Source organism: Burkholderia sp. Se-20373, assembly GCF_017104705.1.
GTDB lineage: Bacteria > Pseudomonadota > Gammaproteobacteria > Burkholderiales > Burkholderiaceae > Burkholderia.
On sequence record NZ_JAAGPH010000039.1, the window covers coordinates 38,355 to 58,772 of the forward strand.

The 20,418-nt window shown below is 67.9% G+C and carries 20 protein-coding genes and 2 pseudogenes; 5 read left to right on the plus strand and 17 right to left on the minus strand.

All coding sequences use genetic code 11. From position 1 onward, the window contains the following. Window positions 1–2 precede the first annotated feature (2 nt). The 11 genes from G3N96_RS15635 to G3N96_RS15685 form a co-directional block, all read right to left on the minus strand. A complete protein-coding gene (locus tag G3N96_RS15635; protein ID WP_206137732.1) occupies window positions 3–1,493 on the minus strand; it encodes an aldehyde dehydrogenase in 1,491 nt (496 codons plus the stop codon). 71 nt (window positions 1,494–1,564) lie between these two features. Next, window positions 1,565–2,392, minus strand: coding sequence for an aspartate dehydrogenase (locus G3N96_RS15640; protein ID WP_206137733.1), 828 nt, complete (start codon window positions 2,390–2,392; stop codon window positions 1,565–1,567). Next, complete coding sequence (locus G3N96_RS15645) at window positions 2,385–4,052, minus strand: thiamine pyrophosphate-binding protein (RefSeq protein ID WP_206137734.1); 1,668 nt, start codon at window positions 4,050–4,052, stop codon at window positions 2,385–2,387. Before G3N96_RS15645 ends, G3N96_RS15640 begins: the two co-directional genes overlap by 8 nt. After that, window positions 4,045–4,842, minus strand: a complete 798-nt coding sequence (locus G3N96_RS15650; protein WP_206137735.1) for an SDR family oxidoreductase — start codon at window positions 4,840–4,842, stop codon at window positions 4,045–4,047. The genes G3N96_RS15645 and G3N96_RS15650 overlap by 8 nt, the downstream gene beginning before the upstream one ends. Continuing rightward, window positions 4,839–5,696, minus strand: a complete 858-nt coding sequence (locus G3N96_RS15655; RefSeq protein ID WP_206137736.1) for an IclR family transcriptional regulator — start codon at window positions 5,694–5,696, stop codon at window positions 4,839–4,841. The genes G3N96_RS15650 and G3N96_RS15655 overlap by 4 nt, the downstream gene beginning before the upstream one ends. A gap of 82 nt (window positions 5,697–5,778) precedes the next feature. Beyond that, window positions 5,779–6,675: an alpha/beta fold hydrolase gene (locus G3N96_RS15660; protein ID WP_206137737.1), complete on the minus strand. Its 897-nt coding sequence runs from the start codon at window positions 6,673–6,675 to the stop codon at window positions 5,779–5,781. Between the two features lie 18 nt (window positions 6,676–6,693). Further along, entirely contained in the window at window positions 6,694–7,221 is a 528-nt protein-coding gene (locus G3N96_RS15665; protein WP_124583994.1) for a cupin domain-containing protein, read from the minus strand. A gap of 37 nt (window positions 7,222–7,258) precedes the next feature. Continuing rightward, the gene (locus G3N96_RS15670) at window positions 7,259–8,029 is read right to left on the minus strand and encodes an SDR family oxidoreductase (protein ID WP_206137738.1); all 771 of its coding nucleotides are present in this window, start codon (window positions 8,027–8,029) and stop codon (window positions 7,259–7,261) included. After that, window positions 8,022–9,098, minus strand: coding sequence for an aromatic ring-hydroxylating dioxygenase subunit alpha (locus tag G3N96_RS15675; protein ID WP_124583990.1), 1,077 nt, complete (start codon window positions 9,096–9,098; stop codon window positions 8,022–8,024). Before G3N96_RS15675 ends, G3N96_RS15670 begins: the two co-directional genes overlap by 8 nt. Window positions 9,099–9,150: 52 nt before the next feature. Further along, window positions 9,151–9,462 (minus strand): recombinase-like helix-turn-helix domain-containing protein, encoded by a 312-nt coding sequence (locus G3N96_RS15680; protein ID WP_039344088.1) that lies wholly within the window; start codon window positions 9,460–9,462, stop codon window positions 9,151–9,153. Between the two features lies 1 nt (window position 9,463). Next, entirely contained in the window at window positions 9,464–9,781 is a 318-nt protein-coding gene (locus G3N96_RS15685) for a non-heme iron oxygenase ferredoxin subunit (protein ID WP_206137739.1), read from the minus strand. Window positions 9,782–10,225: 444 nt separating this feature from the next. Between G3N96_RS15685 and G3N96_RS15690 the strand changes: the two genes are divergently transcribed. Then, window positions 10,226–11,305: a porin gene (locus G3N96_RS15690; protein ID WP_206137740.1), complete on the plus strand. Its 1,080-nt coding sequence runs from the start codon at window positions 10,226–10,228 to the stop codon at window positions 11,303–11,305. A 105-nt stretch (window positions 11,306–11,410) separates the two neighbouring features. On the opposite strand, the gene G3N96_RS15695 is transcribed toward G3N96_RS15690, so the two are convergent. From G3N96_RS15695 to G3N96_RS15720, 5 genes and pseudogenes are all read right to left on the minus strand, one after another. Further along, window positions 11,411–12,304, minus strand: coding sequence for an IclR family transcriptional regulator (locus tag G3N96_RS15695; RefSeq protein WP_206137741.1), 894 nt, complete (start codon window positions 12,302–12,304; stop codon window positions 11,411–11,413). 277 nt (window positions 12,305–12,581) lie between these two features. After that, entirely contained in the window at window positions 12,582–13,118 is a 537-nt protein-coding gene (gene tecA / locus G3N96_RS15700; RefSeq protein ID WP_241022656.1) for a type 6 secretion system effector deamidase TecA, read from the minus strand. Window positions 13,119–13,294: 176 nt separating this feature from the next. Beyond that, window positions 13,295–13,441 (minus strand): annotated as a pseudogene (locus G3N96_RS15710) (type II secretion system protein); the annotation flags it as partial. Window positions 13,442–13,748: 307 nt separating this feature from the next. Further along, window positions 13,749–13,955, minus strand: a complete 207-nt coding sequence (locus G3N96_RS15715) for a hypothetical protein (RefSeq protein WP_089429068.1) — start codon at window positions 13,953–13,955, stop codon at window positions 13,749–13,751. A 333-nt stretch (window positions 13,956–14,288) separates the two neighbouring features. Further along, window positions 14,289–14,894 (minus strand): alpha-ketoglutarate-dependent dioxygenase AlkB, encoded by a 606-nt coding sequence (locus G3N96_RS15720; protein WP_241022657.1) that lies wholly within the window; start codon window positions 14,892–14,894, stop codon window positions 14,289–14,291. 97 nt (window positions 14,895–14,991) lie between these two features. Here G3N96_RS15720 and G3N96_RS15725 point away from each other — a divergent pair. Further along, a pseudogene (locus G3N96_RS15725) lies at window positions 14,992–15,171 on the plus strand (nitroreductase family protein); the annotation flags it as partial. 83 nt (window positions 15,172–15,254) lie between these two features. On the opposite strand, the gene G3N96_RS15730 reads toward G3N96_RS15725, so the two are convergent. Beyond that, window positions 15,255–16,403: a metallophosphoesterase gene (locus G3N96_RS15730; RefSeq protein WP_206137743.1), complete on the minus strand. Its 1,149-nt coding sequence runs from the start codon at window positions 16,401–16,403 to the stop codon at window positions 15,255–15,257. An 840-nt stretch (window positions 16,404–17,243) separates the two neighbouring features. Here G3N96_RS15730 and G3N96_RS15735 point away from each other — a divergent pair. From G3N96_RS15735 to G3N96_RS15745, 3 genes are all read left to right on the plus strand, one after another. Continuing rightward, the gene (locus tag G3N96_RS15735; RefSeq protein ID WP_011354664.1) at window positions 17,244–17,537 is read left to right on the plus strand and encodes a hypothetical protein; all 294 of its coding nucleotides are present in this window, start codon (window positions 17,244–17,246) and stop codon (window positions 17,535–17,537) included. Beyond that, the gene (gene mdtN, locus G3N96_RS15740; protein WP_089427163.1) at window positions 17,534–18,583 is read left to right on the plus strand and encodes a multidrug transporter subunit MdtN; all 1,050 of its coding nucleotides are present in this window, start codon (window positions 17,534–17,536) and stop codon (window positions 18,581–18,583) included. The genes G3N96_RS15735 and mdtN overlap by 4 nt, the downstream gene beginning before the upstream one ends. Further along, the coding region (locus G3N96_RS15745) for an FUSC family protein (protein ID WP_241022658.1) at window positions 18,564–20,418 on the plus strand (1,855 nt) is incomplete at its 3' end. The genes mdtN and G3N96_RS15745, both read left to right, overlap by 20 nt.

Consider the following 20,418-nt stretch of genomic DNA (forward strand, 5'->3'; position numbering starts at 1 on the left):
GCTCAGTTCGCCCACGGCAGCGGCGCGTCGTTCAAGCCCCAGTAGAGGCTCTTCTGCTGCATGTACTCGCGGATGCCGAGACGCCCTTTCTCGCGCCCCATTCCGCTCTCCTTCCAGCCCGAGAACGGCGTGGAGATCGAGAACAGCTTGTACGTATTGATCCAGACGGTGCCCGTCTCCAGCGCGCGCGCGATGCGCCACGCGCGCTTGTAGTCGCGCGTCCAGATGCCGGCCGCCAGGCCGAACACGCTATCGTTCGCCTGCGCGATCAGCGACGCTTCGTCATCGAACGGCATCGCGACGAGCACCGGGCCGAAGATTTCTTCCTGGCAGATGCGCGCGCTGTTCGGCAAACCTTCGAGAATCGTCGGCTGATAGAAGAAGCCGTTCTCGCGCCCGTCGCCCGACGGCCGCTCGCCGCCGCACAGCAGGCGGCCGCCTTCCTCGAGGCCGAGCGCCACGTAGCGTTCCACCGATTCGCGATGCTTCGCGGTGATCAGCGGCCCCATCTGCGTGTCGGGCCGCGTCGGATCGCCCACGCGCAGCTTGCGTGCGCCCGCGACCAGGCGCTTCATGAATTCGTCGTACACCGAACGTTGCACGAACAGCCGCGAGCCCGCGATGCACGCCTCGCCCGATGAGCTGAAGATGCCGTACAGCACGCCGTTGACCGCGTGGTCAAGATCGGCGTCGTCGCAGACGATCGTCGGCGACTTGCCGCCGAGTTCGAGCGACACGGGCATCAGCTTCTCGGCCGCGATGCGCGCGATGCCGCGGCCCACTTCGGTGCCGCCGGTGAACGACACCTTCTTCACCAGCGGATGACGCACGAGCACGTCGCCGATCACCGAGCCCTTGCCCGGCAGCACGCTCAGCACACCCTTCGGCACGCCCGCTTCCTCGCAGATGCGCGCCAGCGCGAGCGACACGAGCGGCGTGACTTCGGCCGGCTTCAGCACCACCGCGTTGCCGCCGGCCAGCGCCGGCGCGAGCTTCTGCGCATCGGACGCGATCGGCGAATTCCACGGCGTGATCGCCGCGATCACGCCGATCGGTTCGTACACGCTCATCGTCAGGTAGTCGCCGCGCGACGGCGTCAGTTCCTCGTCGAGCGTTTCGAGGCACGCCGCGAAATAGCGGAACGTGTTCGCGGCGCTCGCCACCAGCACGCGCGTCTCGCCGATCGGCTTGCCGTTGTCGCGGCGCTGCAGGTTCGCGAGCGCCTCGTGGCGCTGCATGATCAGATCGGCGATGCGGTACAGCACCTGCGCGCGCAGGTGCGGCTTCAGCCCGGCCCAGTCGGCGCGGCGCCATGCGGCGTCGGCGGCCACGACGGCTTCGGCCGCGTCTTCCGCATTCGCGGTCGACACTTCCATGTTCACGGACTGGTCGGCCGGATAGATGCTCGCGTAAGGCGCGCCACGGCCGCGGCGCCATTCGCCGCCGATCAGGATGTTGCCGTCGGGTACGAGGCTCGTATCGAAAGGAGTCATGTCACAAGTCCACAAATCTGTCTCTGCACGTCCGCCCTCGCCGTGGCGCGGGCAGGCATTCAATGGCCCGGTCAGATCACGCAGCGGGCCGCGCGGTTGCGCAGCGCGCGGATCGCGCTGTACGCCGTCAGCGCGGACGTCTTCGGGTTGTCGGGCAGCGGCTTGCCGCTCATTTCCAGCGACATCTCGCCGAATGCGCCGCGCGCGGTGATGCGGTGCACGTTGCGCTCGACCGCCGGATCGGCGATCAGGCGCACGTGCGTCGCATCGAGGCCGAGACCCGCGAGCGCGACGGTGGCCGCGACGTTCGCGTTCTTCGGATACAGGCGCGCGGCATCGCGCGCGCTGCCTTCGAAGATCACCTTTTCCGCGGTCATCGCGCGCAGGTCGCACAGCGCCTCGGCGGGCGTGCCGAGCCAGCCGAGCGGCGGCTTGCGGCCCACGTACAGCACTTCGTCGAGGCCGCCCTGCTTCGCGGACGCCAGCGCATCGATCCCGCCGATCGCGCCGGACAGCAGCGTGACCGTCGCGTCGCCCTCGTCGGCCGCCTGTGCGAGCACGTCCAGCAGCGCGAGATCGGACAGCGCGCCGATCGACGCGACCGCGCAATCGGTGCCGGCCTTCAGCAGCGGCACGACGTGATCGACGAGCGCGCTGTGGCCCGCGCATTCGAGCGCGAACTCGGGGCGGCGGGCCAGTGCGTCGACCGACGACACGACCTCCACCGCGCCGCCCAGCACGCCCTGCACCGCCGCGCGCTGGTGTTCCGGCACGATCACGTGCGCGACGCGCAGCGACGCATCGTGCTCGACCGCGTGGTACACGGCCGCGCCGATCGCACCGAAGCCGATCATCGCGATGTCGACGGGTGCGTGGGCCCGCTTTTGCCCGTTAAGCATATTGGCGCTCCGACGGCTCTTCCTTCTTGACCGGCGGGCCCGCGAAGTTCGATGCGAACGCGCCGACCGACAGCATGTCGACCTCGACCATCACCGGGCCGGCCTTCGCCATCCCTTCGCGCACGATCGCTTCCGCCTGGTCGAGCGACGTGATCCGGTAGTGCGTGAGGCCGAAGCTCGCGCAGAACTGCGCGAAATCGGGCTGGTGCAGTTGCACGAAGCAGCGGCGGCCACCGTAGTGCGCGTCCTGGATGTTGCGGATCACGCCGTAGCACTGGTCGTTCATCAGCACGATCATGACGTTCGCGTTTTCCTGCACGGCCGTGACGAGTTCGCCGACGTTGACCATCAGGCCACCGTCGCCGACGAGGCAGACCGTCTTCGCCGCCGCATCCGCCAGCGCCGCGCCGATGCCCATCTGGATGCCCTGGCCGATGCCGCCGCCGAGCGCATGCACGCCCGAGCGCGGCTCGAAGATCTTCAGCAGGCGGTTGCCCCACGTGCTGTTCGAGATCGTCACGTCGCGCACCCAGTTGTAGTCGCGGCCCACGGCACCCTGCAGCGTGTCGACGAGCTGCTTGTACGGCCCGAGGCCCTTCGACACGTCGGCCACCGCCTGCTCGCGGGCGGCCGCGAGATCGGCCGCGAACTGCGGATCGACCGCCAGGCGGCCTTCGAGCTGGTCGGCCAGCTCAGCCAGCACGCGCTTCGAATCGCCATGCACGAACAGCTCGTTGCGATAGCCGCGGTTGTCGGCAAGCGCGTCGGCGTCGACGCGGAACAGCGGCTGCGGCAGCGCGAGCTTGTACTTCAGCGTTTCGTTGCCGCGCAGGCGCGAGCCGACGACGACGAGCGCATCGCAGGTCTTGTAGAACGCTTCGACGGACGCGTGCACGTTGAACGCGCCGAGCGTCGCCGGGTGATCTTCGGGCAGCACGCCGCGGCCCTGCACGCTCGTCACGACGCCGAAGCCGAGCTTCACGAGGCGCTCGACTTCCTCGCGCGCATGGCGGGCGCCGCCACCGAGCCACAGCAGCGGGCGGCGCTTGGCCGCGAGGGCATCGGCGAGCTTCGCGACGCGAGCGGTGTCGTGCTCGCGCACCGCGACGTGGGCCGGCGCGAGGTCTGTCGGCCATTCGATTTCAGCGGCCTGGATGTCGATCGGAATCTCGACCGACACGGGGCCCGTCGGCGCGGTCTGCGCGATGCGCACGGCTTCGCGGATCGTCGGCAACACGGTTTCGACGGTGCGCACGCGGAACGCGGCCTTCGAGATCGAATGCAGCATCGACAGCTGGTCCGGCGCTTCGTGGATGTACGCGAGATCCTGGTCGAGGTACGGCGTCTCGATCTGGCCCGTGACGTGCAGCAGCGCGGTGCCGGCCGTCAGCGCCTCTACCATCGCGCCGGCCGCGTTGCCCGCCGCCGTGCCCGTGCTCGTGAACGCGACGCCGAGGCCGCCCGACACGCGGGCCAGGCCGTCGGCCATGTTCAACGCACCGGCTTCGCCGCGTGCACCGACATACCGGATGTTGCCGCGCGAGTGGATCGCGTCGAGGATCGGCATGTTGTGGATCGAGATGACACCGAATGCGGTCTTCACGCCGCACTGCTCGAGAAAGGCGGCAATCAGCTCGCCAACCGTGGTTTTTTTAGACATGGCGTGCAAAGCCTCCAGAAACGTCGATATGGCTGCCCGTCGTGTACGACGACAGATGCGTTGCGAGATAAAAGAGTGCCCAGGCGGCCTCGTCAGGCTTGCCGAAGCGGTTCAGCGGAATGTTCTTCGTGCGGGCGAGCGCGCCCGTCCAGTCCTCCCAGCTCTCGCCGGACTGCGCCTGCGTTTCGTAACGGCGGCGCCACTGGCCCGACTCGACGATGCCGATCAGGATCGAGTTCACGCGGATGCGCTGCGGCGCGAGTTCGGTCGCGAGCGACTTCACGAGGCTCAGCACGCCCGCGCGCGCCGACGACGTCGCGACCATATGCGGCTCCGGCTGCAGTGCGAGCAGCGAGTTCACGCAGGTGATCGTCGGCGCCTGCGCATCGCGCAGCAGCGGCAGGAACGCGCGCGTCGGGCGGATGATGCTGAAATACTTCAGTTCGAGTTCTTCGCGCCATGCGTCGTCGGTCGTGTCGGCGAAGGTCGACACGCGGCCCTGGCCGGCGTTGTTGACCAGCATGTCGGCACGGCCGAAGCGCGCCGATACGGCTTGCGCGAACGCGGCCACATCCTGCTCGTCGAGCACGTTGCAGCGCGCGGCGAGCAGTTGCGCGCCCGGATACTTTTCAACGAGCATCGCTTCGGCGCGTGCGAGACGGTCGCCGTCCCGGCCGCAAATCGCGACCGACGCGCCCGCCTGCAGGAACCGTTCGGCGGTCGCGAGGCCGATGCCGGACGAACCGCCCGTCACCACCGCCACCTGCCCGGTCAGATCGATCTGGATCATCGGAGTCCTAAAGCCTTGAGAAACGTGTGCTCGTCATCCGAGCGGTAATTGAGCCGCCGCGACAGTTCCGCCGCTGCGCGCTGCACCTTGTCGATCAGACCGTCCGCGATCAGCGCCGCGTCGATTTCCGGCCTCGGCACCGTCACCGTGATGCACGCGACGATCTTCTGCGTCTCGTTGCGCACCGGCGCCGTCACGACCGAGATGCCGCGCTCGAACGACGAGTTGCTGACGCCGTAACCGCGCAGCGCATCCTCGCGGATCACTTCATACAGCGCGTCGACCGTCTCCGGCGTCGCGTTCGTCATCCGGTTCAATGCGCCTTCCGGATACAGCGCCTGCAGCTCCTTCAGCGACAGGTCGCCCATCAGCACGTGCCCGTGCGTCGTCGCATGCGCGGGCAAGCGCGTGCCGACATTCACGCGGATCGAGCTGAACACCGGCGCCTGGCTCTGCGCCTTCGCGACGAACACCACGTCGCGGCCGTCGCGGATCACGATGTGCGTCGTGAAGCCGGTCGCATCGCGCAGACTTTCGATCACGGGCAGGCCGAGATCGGTCAGCTCGAGCGAGCTCAGGTATTCGAAGCCGAGCCGCAGCACGGCGATGCCGAGCTTGTAGTTGCGATCCTTGTCCGCGCGCTCGAGGAAGCCGAGCGATTCGAGCGTCTGCAGCAGACGGAACACCGTCGTGCGCGGAATGCCGAGCCGCTTCGACAATTCGGGCGCCCCGAGCACGGGCTCGCGCGGCGAGAATTCGGCGAGAATCCGCAGCCCGCGTTCGAGGCCGGGGACCACGTAGCTGGCTTCGGCCTTGCCGTTTTCGAGTTCGGGTTGTTGCAGCGGTTCGTTCATGATGCCTCCCGCCGGGCCGCCCCAAGGGAGGCATCCGCCCCCTCGGGGGGCAGCGAACGAACGTGAGCGTGGGGGTCGTAATTCATGCCAGTCCCCGCTGTTGGTCGCACTGACGGCAGAACGTGTCGATCAGTGCGGAATAGACGGCCGGTGCTTCCACGTAGCCGGCATGGCCTGCTTGCGGAATCACCTGCAGCCCGACGTGCGCGGCCGCGGCGATCCGCTCGCATGCGGCGGGCGGCGTGATCGCGTCGTTCGCGCCGACGGCCACGGCCGTGCGGCCGCGAAAGCCGGCGAGATCGGTGGCGAGATCGGCGTTCGCGAGCAGATGCGTGGCCTGCGCGTAGCCGGCCGGCACGATGCGCGCCATGTTCCACCGCACCCACGCACGCGCATCCTCGTTCGCGAAACCGGACAGCATGTTGCCGCTGCGCTGCTCGGCGAGCCCGGCCGGGCCGAGTTCGGCGAGCATCGCGAGCCGCGCGTCGCGGCGCGATTCGCGCGTTTCAGCCGATGCGCTGCCGTAGCCGCCCGCGGGCGACACCAGCAGCAGGCCGGCGATCCGCGCGGGCGTCACGCGGACGAGACCGCCCGCGATGATCGCGCCGAGCGAATGACCGACCAGCACGCAGCGTTCGATGCCGAGTGCCTCGAGCCACGCGTTCAGCGATGCCGCGTAATCGGCGGCTGCGGGCGACGCGCCGTGCACCGGCGTCGACACGCCGTAACCGGGCGCATCCCACGCGAGCACGCGCCGCGATGCGCCGAGCGTGTCGAGCTGGCGGACCCACGATGCGGCGCCCGAGCCGATGCCGTGCAGCAGCACGACGGGCAACGCACGGCCCGCATGCTGCGCGCCGGCCTCGCGATAACCGATCATGCCCGCCGCGCCGGCCGCGCAACGCTGTTCGGGAAACTGCCCGAGCAGCGCGGCGAACGCCGCGGTGCGGTCGCGTTCACGTTTGTCGATGACACTCATTGCTTCACCCGCTCCGTCTCAGCGCTTGATCTTCGCGAGCGGCGAATCGGGCGGATAGGTCGGCGTGACCGGCTTCGGCGAACCGAGCATCACGCACATCAGCGCATCTTCCTCGCCGATGTTGATTTCCGTGCGATACACGCCCGGCGGCACCGAGATCAGGTCGCGCTCGCCGAGGGTCGCTTCCCACGTCTCGCCGTCACGCTCGCAGATCACCTTCATCTTGCCGCGCAGCACGAAGAAGATTTCCTCGACGTCCATGTGGATGTGGCTCGGGCCGATGTTGCCGGCCGGGATGACCATCGTCGAGAACGTGAAGCCGCCGGCCGGCACCGTGTTGACGTCCTTCGCGACGCCCGTGCCGCCCGTGCCGACGTAGCGCATCTGTGCACGGCGGTACTTCGGGTCGTAGTCGGCCTGGAACTTCAGTGCATCCCAGTCGTAGCGACGGGTTGCGTAGCGCGCCACGCGCCCTTCCATCCAGTCGTTGAAGCTTGCGCCTTCCGGCTGGTCCCACGACTTGCGTTCGAGATCGGCGTCCGCCATCGTCCTCTCCTTCATCAGAGTGAAAACTTCAATTCAATCAATTCATCACGAAGCCGCCGTTCACCGGCAGCAGTTGACCTGTCACGAAGCGCGCGCCGTCCGACAGCAGGAACAGCACGGGGCCCGTCACGTCGTCGGGCACCTGCGCACGCGTCAGCGCGCGGCCCTGCATGTAGAACGCGTGGCGCTCGGCCGGCACGTAGGCGGTCGCCTCGACCTCAGTCAGCCCCGGCGCGATCGCATTGACCGTCACGCCGTGCGCGCCGAACTCGCGTGCCTGCGCATGCGTCATCGCGATCACCGCGCCCTTGCTCGCGACGTACGCGAGCAGCTTCGGCGCGCCCCACAGCGCGGTGTCCGACGCGAGGTTCACGATCGCGCCGCGGCCCGACTGCGCGAGATACGGCAGCGCCGCATTGCTGACGAGCCACACGCCGCGCACGTTCACGTTCATCACGGCGTCCCAGGTCGACACGTCGAGCTCGGTCGACAGCTTGCCGCCCGAGTTCGTGATCGCCGCGTTGTTGATCAGTGCATCGATGCCGCCGAGCGCCGCCGCGCTCTGCGCGACGAACGCGGTGACGCTCGCCGGATCGGCGAGATCGAGCGCGAAGCAATGCGCGACGTGGCCGGCTGCGGCGAGTTGCGCGGCCAGCGCGCGGCCTTCGTCGAGCAGCACGTCGCCGAACGCGACCTGCGCGCCCGCTTCGACGAGCGCCGTCACGAACGCCGCGCCGAGCCCGCGCGCACCGCCCGTGACGAGCACGCGGCGCCCCGCGAGCGACACGACCGGAGCGCGCTCAGCCATTTGCCGGCTCCGATGCGGCCTGCGCCCGCGCCGCGCGATGCGCGTCGAGCGCCGCAAGATGCTCCTGCGCACGGGTGCGCAGCATCCGGCGCACGCGCGTCATGCCGACGTCGTGCTGATACAGGTATTCGTGATCGCGCGCATTCGGCGCGAGGCTTTCGAGGACGTAGCGGTCCTGCTCGAGCACGTCCCAGTGCAAGCCCTCGAGGCGGTTGCGATACATGAAGCGCCACACGTCGCGCTGCCAGCCGCTGACCTTGCGGGTGCGCCAGAAGTAGACCTGGCAGTTGTCGCCGTCGACCGGCGTCGCGAAGCCGATGATCCCGAAGTTGCCGCCCGGGCCGAACTTCTGCTTGTAAGGAATCGCGAGGCGCATCCACAGGCAGCCCGTTTCGCCGAGCTCGACCCAGTCGAAGTTCACGTCGCGCTGGCCGATCTTCTCGAACATCAGGCCCGTTTCCGTCTTGCGCACGCGCATGTCGGCCTGCTTGTCGCCTTCGGCCATCGAGTGCGACGTGGCATGCAGGTACGCGCCATGCATCGGGTCCATCACGTTGTCGATCGCGTACTGGTAATTGCACTTCCAGTTCGACACGCACAGAAAGTGGCCGTACGCATCGTCGACCAGTTCCTCGGGCAGGTTCAGCGGCGCCGGCTCGCCGTGCGCTTCGTCACCGAACCACAGGAAGATCGCGCCGGCCTTCTCTTCGACCGGATACGACTTCACGCACTTCGTGCCTTCGAGCGGACAGTTCGATACGGCCGGCACGCGGTTGACCGTGCCGCCGCCGTCGACTTCGATGCCGTGATACCAGCACGCGATGTTGCCGCCGAGGTTCCAGCCGAGCGACAGGCGTGCGCCGCGGTGCGGGCAGCGATCCTCGAGCGCGTGGACCTTGCCGTCGTGATCGCGCCACAGCACGATCTGCTCGGACAGGCGCGTGAGGCCGACCGGCGCATTCGACACCTGCCAGCTCGGCGCGACGGGGTACCAGTAGTTCTTGATGCCGCGGTCGAGATAGGCACGGACCGGGTCGTGTTGTGCTGCGTGTTGTTCGGGGGACGTCATCAGTGTGCTCCGGATACGGTTGTCGTCGGATCGGCGGTCGGCGCTTGCGCGGTCATTCCGCGAGCGAGGCCATTTCGGCGCGGAAGCGCTCAGGTGTCCAGACCGTGCCGTCCGGCGCGCGGAAGCCGATGCGGTTCAGGCCCGCGACGACCTCGTCCAGCTCGACCGCGCCGGCTTCGAACACGCGTTCGAGCGCATCGCCGAGGTCGTTTTCATACTGGGTCGGGGCGGCCTTGCGGTTCTGCCAGACCTGGTTCTCGACCTGGCCGGGGATCTCGATCTGCCCCTTGCCCGCGACGTTGTTCGGCTGCGGCGCCACCCACGGCTTCAGGAAGGGATTGAAATTCACGGTCGCTTCTTTCATGTCACTCCACCTTGATCTGGATTTCCTCGCCGGCGAGCCGCACCGCGTACTGCTTCAGTGCGCGTCCGCCCGGACCCTTCAGGCATTCGCCCGTCTTGATGTCGAACACGGCCTCGTGCAGCGGGCATTCGACCGTGCCTCCGTCGACGAACCCCTGCGTCAGCAGCGCGTACGCATGCGGGCACACGTTCTCGAGCGCATACACGTCGTCGCCGACGCGGTAGATCCCGATTTCGACGCCGTCGGTCCGCTTGAACTCGATCGGCGTGTCTTCCGACAGCGCGCCGGCGTGCCCGGCGCAAACCCATTGTTCAGACATCTCACACCCTTCCTTCTGATCGACTCTCGGTTTGTTCCGATTTGTTCCATACCCGGAACAGCAGTTTATGGATGGTGATTATAGGAGCGACTTTCCACGAGTAAAACAAAAAGCTGCACGCCCTAGGGAAAACACTGACCGTCGGGTCGGCAATCGCGTGCACCCACCTCATCAGATGAATTTTTTTGTTATACGACGGGGCTTTACCGGGTTTACGCGGGTTTCGTGCACCGACACCGGGCGTCGGCCGGAAACCCATCCGTCCCGAAAAAATTATTTTTGATACGGTGCGAGACACCCCTATACTCCATTCCATCAGAGGTACATTGTTCCTTATATGGAACATACGAATGCCCGCTCGATGGCGAAAACGCGCGACGGCCGGCCGTTCCCGCGCATGCCGCCACGGCACGTATTCATCAGGTTGGAGATTCAGGAGATCAAATGGTCAAGCATGCGGTAGCAGCAGCAGTGATCGGAGTGGGCGCCGTGTCGGGCGCGTGGGCGCAGAGCAGCGTGACGCTGTACGGCAGCATGGATGCGGGCGTCGCATACGTGAACAACGTCGGCGGCCACGCGAAGTGGGCGATGATCCAGGGCAATACGCAGCCCGACCGGTGGGGCCTGAAGGGCAAGGAAGACCTCGGCGACGGCCTGTCGGCGATCTTCCAGCTCGAAAACGGCTTCTATACGAACAACGGCCAGTTCGCGACCGCGAACACGATCTGGAACCGCGCGGCCTTCGTCGGCCTCGGCTCGGAACGCTACGGCACGCTGACGCTCGGCCGCCAGACGCCGCTGTCGTTCGATTATCTCGATCCGCTCAGCACGGCCTACCTCGCGATGAGCTGGTACGCGTTCCACCCCGGCAACATCGACGGGCTCGCCGCGACCGGCAACGTGCCGTACAACAACTCGGTCAAGTACCGCTCGCCGACCTTCGCGGGCTTCTCGGCCGCGGCGACGATGGCGCTCGGCAACACGACGAACTTCTCGACCGGCAAGTCGGTCGGCGTCGCGCTGAACTATGCGAACGGGCCGTTCAAGGCGTCGGCCGTGTACTCGAACGAGCACGACCGCTCGATCCTGATCGGCACGACCGGCATCACGTCGTTCCAGGGGCAGAACACCGCGAACGGCTACACCGCGAGCAAGGTCGAGAACATCGGTGCGGGGGCGTCCTACCAGTTCGGCGACTTCCTCGTGCACGGCCTGTACACGCGCACGAAGATGCAGTCGAACGGCTTTTCGGACACGTTCCAGAGCTACGACGCGGGGGTGAACTACCGCAGCAGCGCGTTCAACACGATCGCGGGCGGCGCGGCGACCACGACGCTGGCCGGCCGCCGCTGGACGCAGGTCGAGCTCGGCGACATCTATGCGCTGTCGAAGCGCACGCAGCTTTACGCGAACGTGTTGTACGAGCACGGTTCGGGCGGTGCAAAGGCCGCTTTCTTCACGGCAGGTGTGTCGAGCACGGCGAACCAGGTGATCGTGCTCACCGGGATCCACCACTCGTTCTGAACGACGTCGGGCGTGCGGCGCCTGAAACGACAAGAGCGGCCCGCGGGCCGCTCTTTTTCTTTCGCAGATGGCATTTGCACGGCCGCCGGCCGCGCATCGGCGCACTCAGAACATCGCGACCTTGTGGCGCGCGTGCGCGAAGGTCGGATCGCTTTCGAGCGGACGATAGTTCAGCCGCTGTGACAGGTCGACCGCCGCGCCGCACACGGCTTCGACGAGCCGTTCCTTCTCGCGGGCCTCGCCGATTTCCGAGCGCGGCACGGTCGCGGTGATCGCCGCGACGATCGAGCCCGAATGATCGCGTACGGGTGCGGTCACGGCCGAAATGCCGCTCTCGAACGCCGCCTCGCTCACCGCGTAGCCGAGCCGCGCGTAATGGCGCACGCGTTCGTAAAGTTCGTCGACGGTGCCCGGCGTGCGCTCGGTGAACTGCTCGAGCCGCTTTTCCGGATAGAGCTGGCGCAGTGCGTCGCGCGTCAGGTCGCCCATCAGCACGTGGCCGTGCACGGTCGCATGCGCGGGCAGGCGCGTGCCGACGTGCACCTTCACCGAACCGAACATCGACGTGTTGCTCTGCGCCTTCGCGACGAACACGACGTCACGCTGGTCGCGGATCAGCAGATGCGTCGACAGGCCGGTCGCGTCGCGCAGCCGCTCGAGCACGGGCGTGCCGAGATCGGTCAGTTCGAGCGAATTCAGGTATTCGAAGCCGAGCCGCAGCACGCCGACGCCGAGCCGGAAATAGCGGTCGCCGTTCACACGCTCGAGGAAACCGAGCGCTTCGAGCGTCTGCAGCAGGCGGAACGTGGTCGTGCGCGGAATGCCGATGCGCTTCGACAGTTCGGGCGCGCCGAGCACCGGCTCGCGCGCGGAGAATTCGGCGAGGATCCGCAGCCCGCGTTCGAGCCCCGGCACCAGATAGGACGACGCACCGCCGGACGATTCGTCGTCGCCGGGCGCCGCGGTTTCAGGTGCGTCGCTCATCGTTGTCTTGACCATGTGGACATGGACGGTAGGAAATCAGTCACGTAACAGGTCACGGATCGTCGTGGATATTCAGTCATGCTACCTCAGCGCGCACGGGGTTCACACCGCGTGCATCGCCGCACCGCAGCATGCGGATCGCGACGCCGTGGAGAGTCAATCACGGTCGAGAGGATAGCAGCGATGGACAGCGCCACGCCATGCCGGCGTGGCCGGCAGCGCGGGAAGGCAGCCGCGTGCGCGGCGCCCGGCCCACGCGTGGCGGCCGGCGTGGCAGGCAAGGCCGGGCGGCCTACAGGCGCGACAGGTGAACCCGGATGTTTGCTCGATCGTATGTGAAGCCGCCGGCCGCATCCGGCTCGAGCACGCGCGCCAGGTCGACCGCATACATCCATCCGCTGCCCAGGCGGCCGCCGTTGATCGCCCGGATCCGGCTGCCGCCGACGGCGATCGCCGCATGAAAGACTGTGCCGCCGCGCGAGAAGCCGACCGCAGTTCCCGCTGGAATGCTCGCGCGCCCGTCCCACTCACCGCCGGTCTCGAAGTTGAAACGGGCTCGCCAGTGCTGGCCGATCGTGTCGAGCAGCGCGCCGGGCGCGATCATCGCATCGCTGCGCAGCAGGTACCGGACATAAGCCGCGGCGTCGTAGCAGACGCCGCCGGAAACATACTCGTTGATGTCGGCCATGCCGAACATCAGCGCCTGGGCGTGCTTCTGCCGTTCGGCGAAACCGGACTGGGCGACATGCCCGCCTAGCTGGGAGAGTTGCATGGGTGGCTCCGTGTGAAGAAGCAGGACGTCATCGTCCCGCCAACGCAATAACGTCATATGTTATTACGATATCGCGCCACGTCCGCGCACGCGCTCGGACGTCACGGCATGCGCGCCGCCGACGCCGGCACGGCGGCGGCCGCATCGGGATTCGGCGCGAGCCGCAGGCGCACGCGCAACGGCTGCAGCATGTCGGGCGGCGGCGCTCGCCAACGATCGCACCCGAGATCCGACAGCGCGCGCATCACGGCGCCCAGCGCCACGGCGACGATCGCCAGCGCGATCAGCACCTCGATCAGCGTGAATCCCCGTTCCGGCGCCCGCGCCGTGCGCGATCCGCCGCGCGCATGGCGGTGGTAGTCGGTTCTGTCGTCGCACATGACCTGCATTCTTGTCGATGGGTCGGCGTCCGGCATCCGGCATTCCAATCGCGGCGCGAAGCCGCATCGCCGGCGCGACGGACGCCGTGCAGGGACGTTAAGCGCGGCGTATGGCACACACGTGTCGAATGGTACGGACCATTTGGCGCGGCGAGCTCGGGCGGACGGGCGCGCACGCGCGCCGCACGCGTTGTCGCGCAAAGCGCGACAGGCAACGGAAAAACTGAAAGCGATCGGGAAAAACCACCCGGCGGCGGGCGGCAAGCGATGAAGACGATCCTCGGGCGGCGGGATCGACGCGACGGCGTCAGGCCGTCACGGCGGCGTCATACGCGGCGCGGGCAAGCTGGCCGGCGGCGTAGGCCTCGGCTTCGCCGCGAAAGCCGTCCCGGCTGAACGCAACGACTTTCACGCCAACGCCGGTCGCCCGCTTCACCGTCAGCGCCCATTGCCATCCGCCGTCTTGCTCGAAGACGTGCAGCGAGGGTTCGAAGGAAGGGTCGAATACGGTCACGCGTTTTGCTCCTGCCCCCTTGCGCACCGCATCGGCAACGCTTGGGGCATGTCGAAAGGATCGCGCCGGGATGCGACGCGCTTTTGCCATTCGACAGTCTAGTCAAGGATTGTTGCGACGCACCATCAGAGGTTTCACTCATCTATCGGAACCGGGCGGTCGATCAAATTTCCTGAAACCCCATATGGCACGGGCCTCAGCGGCGTTTCAGCGCGCATGGTTCAGCGCCCGTGCGGCAACGTGCCGCACAAGCGACCGCTTGCCTGTATCGATCGCCCGTGACTCGCAAAAACGAATCGTCCGGCGATCCAGTCACGTCGGTGATGGGCGGGGTTACCTGCCCGTACCCGTCGGCATCACGCGCCGAAACGTCAGGTTCACGCGCTCGCCCTGCACGCCCGGCGCCTTCGGCACGCGATGCTGCCATTCGGCCTGTGTGCGGCCTCGCATCACGAGCAGGCTGCCGTGCCCGAGACGATACGCATGCGTGACACCGGTCTTGCGATGCCGAAGGTCGAACACGCGCATCGCCCCGAGGCTCACCGATGCGATCACCGGCGCATCGCCCAGCTCGGGCTCGTTGTCCGCGTGCCAGCCGAGGCTGTCCTGCCCGTTACGGTAGCGATTGAGCAGCACGCTGTTGAAACTCGCGCCGCACGTCGCCTCGACCGCGCGCTTCAGGTCGAGCACGGCCGGCGTCCACGGCGCCGGCACGTTGCGGATCCCCGAATACACGTAGACGGCGTCCGGCTCGCCCTGCCATGCGGTCAGCCGCGGCAACGGAATGCGCCCGCGCGGCGTGCGGATCGTGTCCTGCTGCCACGCGACTTCCCCGATCAACGCGGCTAGCGCACGATCGGCATCGGACGGCGCCAGCCAGTCCGGGTACCAGTCCACATCGGGTGCGGGCGTGTCAGCGAAGAAATCGGGTGTCGACATGTCGGGAGAAACGGGCGATGAACGGAGCGGACGGGGCATGCCTGCATACTAGCCAACGCCGCCGCACACTGCCATGCGCTGTCATTCGCGGAGCAAGGTAGCCGCGCGCGCACTCGGCGTCGACGCAGGCCCGATGTCCGGCTTCGACGGCGCGAAAGTCGATGCCGCGTTCTTCGCGGGCACCGCGATCAAACGCAACTTCCTCGTGAATCTCGGCTATGGCGATCCGGCCGGCTTGTTCCCGCACAGCCCGCGCTTCGATTTCGACGACATCGCCGCATCGAGTGACGGCCGATGGCCGGCGCCGGCGCCCGTCGATGTCGGGCTCGCGCCGGCCTTGTCCAAACGAGGGAGCGTGCCCTACCCGCCGCGCGTCAGCCGGATCAGCGTGATCTCGGACGGCACGCCGAAACGGTTCGGCGGCCCCCAGTATCCGGTGCCGCGGCTCGTATAGAGCCACAGATTGCCGATGCGGCTCAGCCCGCCGATCACTGGCTGTTGTAGCCGCACGAACGGTGGCCATGGCAGAAACTGGCCGCCGTGCGTATGCCCCGACAACTGCACGGTAAAGCCGGCGCGGTTCGCCGCTTCCGCGCTGCGCGGCTGGTGCGCGAGCAGGATCTTCGTGCCGACGTCGCCGGGCGCACCCGCCAGCGCCTGCACGGGGTCGCTGCGATGGGCGGGATCAAACCCGCCCGCCGTGAAATCGGTGACGCCCGCGAGCACCGCGTGCGCACCGTCATGTTCAATCAGCACGTGCTCGTTGAGCAGCACCGTGATCCCGATGCGCCGGAACTCGTCGATCCACGCATGCGCGCCCGCGTAATACTCGTGGTTGCCCGTCACCAGGAAGCTGCCGTGCCGCGACTGCATGCGGCCGAGCGGCGCCGTGTGGTCGCGCAGGCGCTTGACCGAGCCGTCGACCACGTCGCCCGTCACGACGACGAGGTCGGCATCGAGCGCGTTGACCGCGCGCACGATCCGTTCGACGTAGGGCCGCTTGATCGTCGGCCCGACGTGAATATCGGACAGCTGCACGATCGTCAGCCCGTCGAGCCCGGCCGGCAGCCCCGCGACCGGGATCGACACGCGCTTGACCGCCGCCGTGCGGCGCGCACCGACGAACCCGATCACGGTAACGAACACCGCACCGGCCAGCACGCCGATCGCCGTGTCGGTCGCCGCGCCGGGCCACGCGCCGTCGTGCCCGAGATGGCGCCATCCGGACACGCCGAGCAGCACGAATTCGCGAAGGAACGTCAGCAGGAGCAGCGACGAGAAGAAGCCCATCACGAGCGAGCCGGCCCAGCCGGCCAGCGTCGCGGCCCAACCTTCGTCGAAGCGGCGCGAAAACATGCCGACCGGGATCAGCACGACGAAGCTCGCCAGCACGAGCGCCGCGATCGTGCGCGCGACCGGCGACGTGAACGCATCGGGAATGATCCGAATCCCGACGTACAGATGGAACAGCATGCCGATTGCAATGAACCGGACAAAGAAACTTCGCATGGAACACTCACCTTCGTTGCGATACCGATACCGCTTCCGCGTTGTATGTTGCACGAGGCCGTGAGGCTCCGTGCCGCGCGTCGCGCCATACGTACGATGGTACACAGATCGCGGCTGTGACGACCGGTCGTCGGCCGGACGTCGACGCCGCCCGACGCACCGCTCGACCGCGACTTCATCGGCCCGCCAGACGCGAGCGACGTTGACGCTTTCCCGAGGCCCGTCGTTACCGACATGCCGCGCACGCCGCGCTTGCCCATCCCGGTCAGCCACTTCGCGAACGGCGGCCGGATAATCGATGCGAACGTCCTCGTCTTGCCCGAAGGCACTGGGCGTCACCGCTCTCGCGGGCGAGCCATCGAGTAGACAGCTCAGGCCGAACGCGCGCCGCAGATCTGCGGCGCCGATCATGACACGCTACCGCGCTTCACACGCCATCCGGTCGACCCGCTCGTCAACACTGCCCTCCATCCGCCGGATCGCCCCTATTCCCCTGCGTTCGAACGGCAATCGGCCTTTTCCGCCCCGATTCCGCGCTGTCGACACGACAAATCGGCCGCCCTTCGTTCGTCTGACGATTCTTTACAGTCCGTTAGCAACCCTACGCGAGCGTGCGCTGGCAGAATCGCGACGGTCCGACCATCATTGCAGAAACGCGGTGCCGAACGGGCGGACACGCCCCCCCGACCGGTAATACCCCCCACGGTGCACGGGGCGGGTGGCTGGCGGTCCGCATCGCGCTGATTTATTATCGGCTCCGTATCCCGGAATCGTCGTCGCGGCGGCGATTCGCATTGCGCCGCGCCCGGCATCCCCCCCCAACGTCGAGCTCGTCACACCATGAGAAAAACAACGCCGCGTGCGCCCTTGCGCGTCGCCGCCGTCCTGGCGCCAGCCCTGCCGCTCGCGGGCTGCGCATCGCGCGGCGCACCGTCGTACGTCCTGTTCGGCGCGTATTTCCCGCTTTGGCTCGTCAGCGCGATCGTCGGCGTCATCGGCGCGATCGTCGCGCACCGCGTCTTCGTCGCGACCGGCTGGGCCGCGACGGTGCCCTACCAGCTGGCCGTCTGCACTGCGATCGGGCTCGTGGTCGCGGTGATCGTGTGGCTCACCGGCACGGGGCCGTTCGCATGAAGGCCGCCGGTATCGCCCGCCCCTCCGTCAAAGGCCGCGTGATCGCCCTGGCGATCGTCGCGCTCGGCATCGCGGCACTCGTGTACGCGTACTACCGCACAACGGCCTACCCGTCCACCGACGACGCGTCGATCGACGCGGACGTCGTGCACGTCGCGTCGCCGGTCGGCGGCCGCATCGTGCAGCTCGCGGTACATGAAAACCAGCGCGTCGCGAAAGGCGACCTGCTGTACGTCATCGATCCGGTGCCGTACCGGCTGACGGTTGCGCAGGCGCAGGCCGACCTCGAACTCGCGCGCGCATCGCTCGACACGCGCCGCCGTTCGCTGATCGGCGAGCGCTCGAACGCGGCCGTGGCCGCCGAGCAGGTCAAGCGCGCGACCCAGAACAACGACCTTGCCACGCGGGACGTGAACCGGCTCGCGCCGCTCGCCGCGCAGGGCTACGTCAGCGCGCAGCAATTCGACCAGGCGAAGGTCCGCCAGCGCGACGCGGCCGTGTCGCTCGCGCAGGCACAGGAACAGCAGCGCGCGTCGTCACAGACGATCGGCGACGACGCCGACGCGATCGCGACGCTGCATGCACGCGAGGCCGCGCTGGCCCGCGCGCAGCATGCGCTCGAGGACACCGTCGTGCGTGCGCCGCACGATGGCCTCGTCACAGGCCTGAGCGTGCTCGCCGGCGAAACCCTTGCGCCGAACCAGTCGATCTTCACGCTGATCGACGCGAGCGAATGGTTCGCCGTCGGCAACTTCCGCGAGACGTCGCTGAGCCGCATCGAGGTCGGCGACTGCGCGACCGTCTATTCGATGATCGACCGCAGCCGCCCGCTGACCGGCAAGGTCGTCGGCGTCGGCGCAGGCATTGCCGACAGCGCCCGCATCAACCTGCCGCGCACGCTGCCGATCGTGCAGAACTCGGTGAACTGGGTGCACGTCGCGCAGCGCTTCCCGGTGCGCGTGAAGCTCGACGAACCCGACGGCAAGCTCGTGCGTGTCGGCGCCAGCGCGATCGTCGAGGTCCGGCATGGCACTGCCTGCCGCTGAGGTTCGTTCACCGGGCCCGCGCGAAGTCCTGCGACTGCTCGCGCCGTTTCCGGGGCGCACGTCGATTGCCGTGCGGGTCGCGCTGATCTGCGCGCTGACCGCGCTCGTGACGGCCGCCTACGGCACGCCCGAAGCCGCGCTGTCCGCGTACGTCGTGTTCTTCATGATCCGGGCCGACCGCGTGACGAGCGTCGTGCTCGCGGCTGCGCTGCTGGTGATCGTCACGATCGTGATCGGGCTCGTGCTCGGCATCGCGATCTTCAGCATCGACTATTCGATCCTGCGGGTCGCGTGCATGGCCGTGCTGTCGGTCGGCCTCCTCTATCTGACGTCGGCCAGCAAGCTGCGCCCGGTAGGCGCGATCCTCGCGATGATCGTCGGCTTCGGGCTCGACCAGCTCGGCCTCGCGCCGTTCGGCGAAGCTGCCACGCGTGCGCTGCTGTACATCTGGCTGACGATCGCGATCCCGGTCGGGGTCGCGATCGTCGTCAACCTGCTGATCGCGCCGTCGCCGCGCAAGCTCGCGCACGCGCAACTCGCGAAGCGCTTGCGGCTTGCCGCGCAGCGGCTGCGCGGTGACGATGCCGCGCTCGACGCATTCAATGCCAGCCTGCACGAAGGCGACAAGCAGCTGCTCACGTGGCTCAAGCTGTCGAAACTCGAAGGCTCTTCGTCCGCCGCCGACTTCGCGGCGTTGCTGCAGGCCGTGGCTTCGAGCACCGCGCTGCTCGTCGGCGTCGCGCTGGCCGATCGCGAACCGGATGCACGGCTGCCCGACGCATTTGCCACCCCGATCGCCGCCACGCTCGACGAAATGGCCGACATCCTCGACCAGGGCGGCTACCCGGTCGACGTGACGCTCGCGCTGCCGCCGACCGACACGCTGCCGCCGCTCGCGCGGGTTGCCGCGACGGATCTCCAGGCGGCGATCACGCATTTCGCGGAACCGGCCGCAACGGCCGATGCTGCTTCGTCGGCTTCGTCGGCTTCGACAACTGCCCCCGATGCCGCCGAATCCGCTCCGCCCCCCGCCCCGCGCGGCGGCTTCTTCCTGCCCGACGCGCGCACCAATCCCGACCACATCCGCTACGCGCTGAAGACGACCGCCGCGGCGATCTTCTGCTACCTGCTGTATTCACAGCTCGACTGGTCGGGCATCCATACCTGCGTCGTCACCTGCTACATCGTGTCGCTCGGCTCGACGGCCGAGACGGTCGAGAAGCTCACGCTGCGGATCTTCGGCTGCATCGTCGGCGCGCTGCTCGGCACGGCGGCACTCGTCTTCGTCGTGCCGTCGCTATCGTCGGTCGGCCACCTGATGGCGCTGGTGTTCGCCGGCGGGTGGCTCGCCGCGTGGGTCGCGTTCGGCTCGCCGCGCATCGCGTATGCCGGCTTCCAGATCGCGTTCGCGTTTTTCCTGTGCGTGATTCAAGGCGCCGGCCCCGGCTTCGACCTGACGATCGCGCGCGATCGCACGATCGGCATCCTGCTCGGCAACGTCGTCGTGTATCTCGTGTTCACGCGCATCTGGCCCGTCAGCATCGGCAAGCAGATCGACGCCGGGCTCGCCGCGCTGATCGACCAGTGGCGGCGCCTCGCGCAGGTCGCGCAGCCGGCCGAGCGGCGCGCGCTCGCGGCTGAGGCGTTCGCCCGCCACGGCGCGATCACGCAGGAGCTCGGGCTGGTCCACTACGAACCGTCGTGGGTACGGCCGGCTTCTTGCTGGCGCCGAACACGAGCGCCTCGCCCACCGGCTGCTTGCCTTCCATCCGCGCGAACGTGTAGTCGACCTCGACCCAGTCGTCGCCGCGGCGCCGGCCCACCGAGCGCGCGCG

Excerpts from the sequence above, each read along its gene's own strand:
- G3N96_RS15665 (WP_124583994.1), bottom strand. The coding sequence starts at position 7,221 with ATGGCGGACGCCGATCTCGAACGCAAGTCGTGGGACCAGCCGGAAGGC.
- tecA (WP_241022656.1), bottom strand. The coding sequence starts at position 13,118 with ATGACGTTATTGCGTTGGCGGGACGATGACGTCCTGCTTCTTCACACG.
- mdtN (WP_089427163.1), top strand. The coding sequence starts at position 17,534 with ATGAAGGCCGCCGGTATCGCCCGCCCCTCCGTCAAAGGCCGCGTGATC.
- G3N96_RS15685 (WP_206137739.1), bottom strand. The coding sequence starts at position 9,781 with ATGTCTGAACAATGGGTTTGCGCCGGGCACGCCGGCGCGCTGTCGGAA.
- G3N96_RS15675 (WP_124583990.1), bottom strand. The coding sequence starts at position 9,098 with ATGACGTCCCCCGAACAACACGCAGCACAACACGACCCGGTCCGTGCC.
- G3N96_RS15670 (WP_206137738.1), bottom strand. The coding sequence starts at position 8,029 with ATGGCTGAGCGCGCTCCGGTCGTGTCGCTCGCGGGGCGCCGCGTGCTC.
- G3N96_RS15695 (WP_206137741.1), bottom strand. The coding sequence starts at position 12,304 with ATGGTCAAGACAACGATGAGCGACGCACCTGAAACCGCGGCGCCCGGC.
- G3N96_RS15640 (WP_206137733.1), bottom strand. The coding sequence starts at position 2,392 with ATGCTTAACGGGCAAAAGCGGGCCCACGCACCCGTCGACATCGCGATG.
- G3N96_RS15680 (WP_039344088.1), bottom strand. The coding sequence starts at position 9,462 with ATGAAAGAAGCGACCGTGAATTTCAATCCCTTCCTGAAGCCGTGGGTG.
- G3N96_RS15730 (WP_206137743.1), bottom strand. The coding sequence starts at position 16,403 with ATGCGAAGTTTCTTTGTCCGGTTCATTGCAATCGGCATGCTGTTCCAT.
- G3N96_RS15660 (WP_206137737.1), bottom strand. The coding sequence starts at position 6,675 with ATGAGTGTCATCGACAAACGTGAACGCGACCGCACCGCGGCGTTCGCC.
- G3N96_RS15655 (WP_206137736.1), bottom strand. The coding sequence starts at position 5,696 with ATGAACGAACCGCTGCAACAACCCGAACTCGAAAACGGCAAGGCCGAA.
- G3N96_RS15645 (WP_206137734.1), bottom strand. The coding sequence starts at position 4,052 with ATGTCTAAAAAAACCACGGTTGGCGAGCTGATTGCCGCCTTTCTCGAG.
- G3N96_RS15735 (WP_011354664.1), top strand. The coding sequence starts at position 17,244 with ATGAGAAAAACAACGCCGCGTGCGCCCTTGCGCGTCGCCGCCGTCCTG.
- G3N96_RS15635 (WP_206137732.1), bottom strand. The coding sequence starts at position 1,493 with ATGACTCCTTTCGATACGAGCCTCGTACCCGACGGCAACATCCTGATC.
- G3N96_RS15650 (WP_206137735.1), bottom strand. The coding sequence starts at position 4,842 with ATGATCCAGATCGATCTGACCGGGCAGGTGGCGGTGGTGACGGGCGGT.
- G3N96_RS15720 (WP_241022657.1), bottom strand. The coding sequence starts at position 14,894 with ATGTCGACACCCGATTTCTTCGCTGACACGCCCGCACCCGATGTGGAC.
- G3N96_RS15690 (WP_206137740.1), top strand. The coding sequence starts at position 10,226 with ATGGTCAAGCATGCGGTAGCAGCAGCAGTGATCGGAGTGGGCGCCGTG.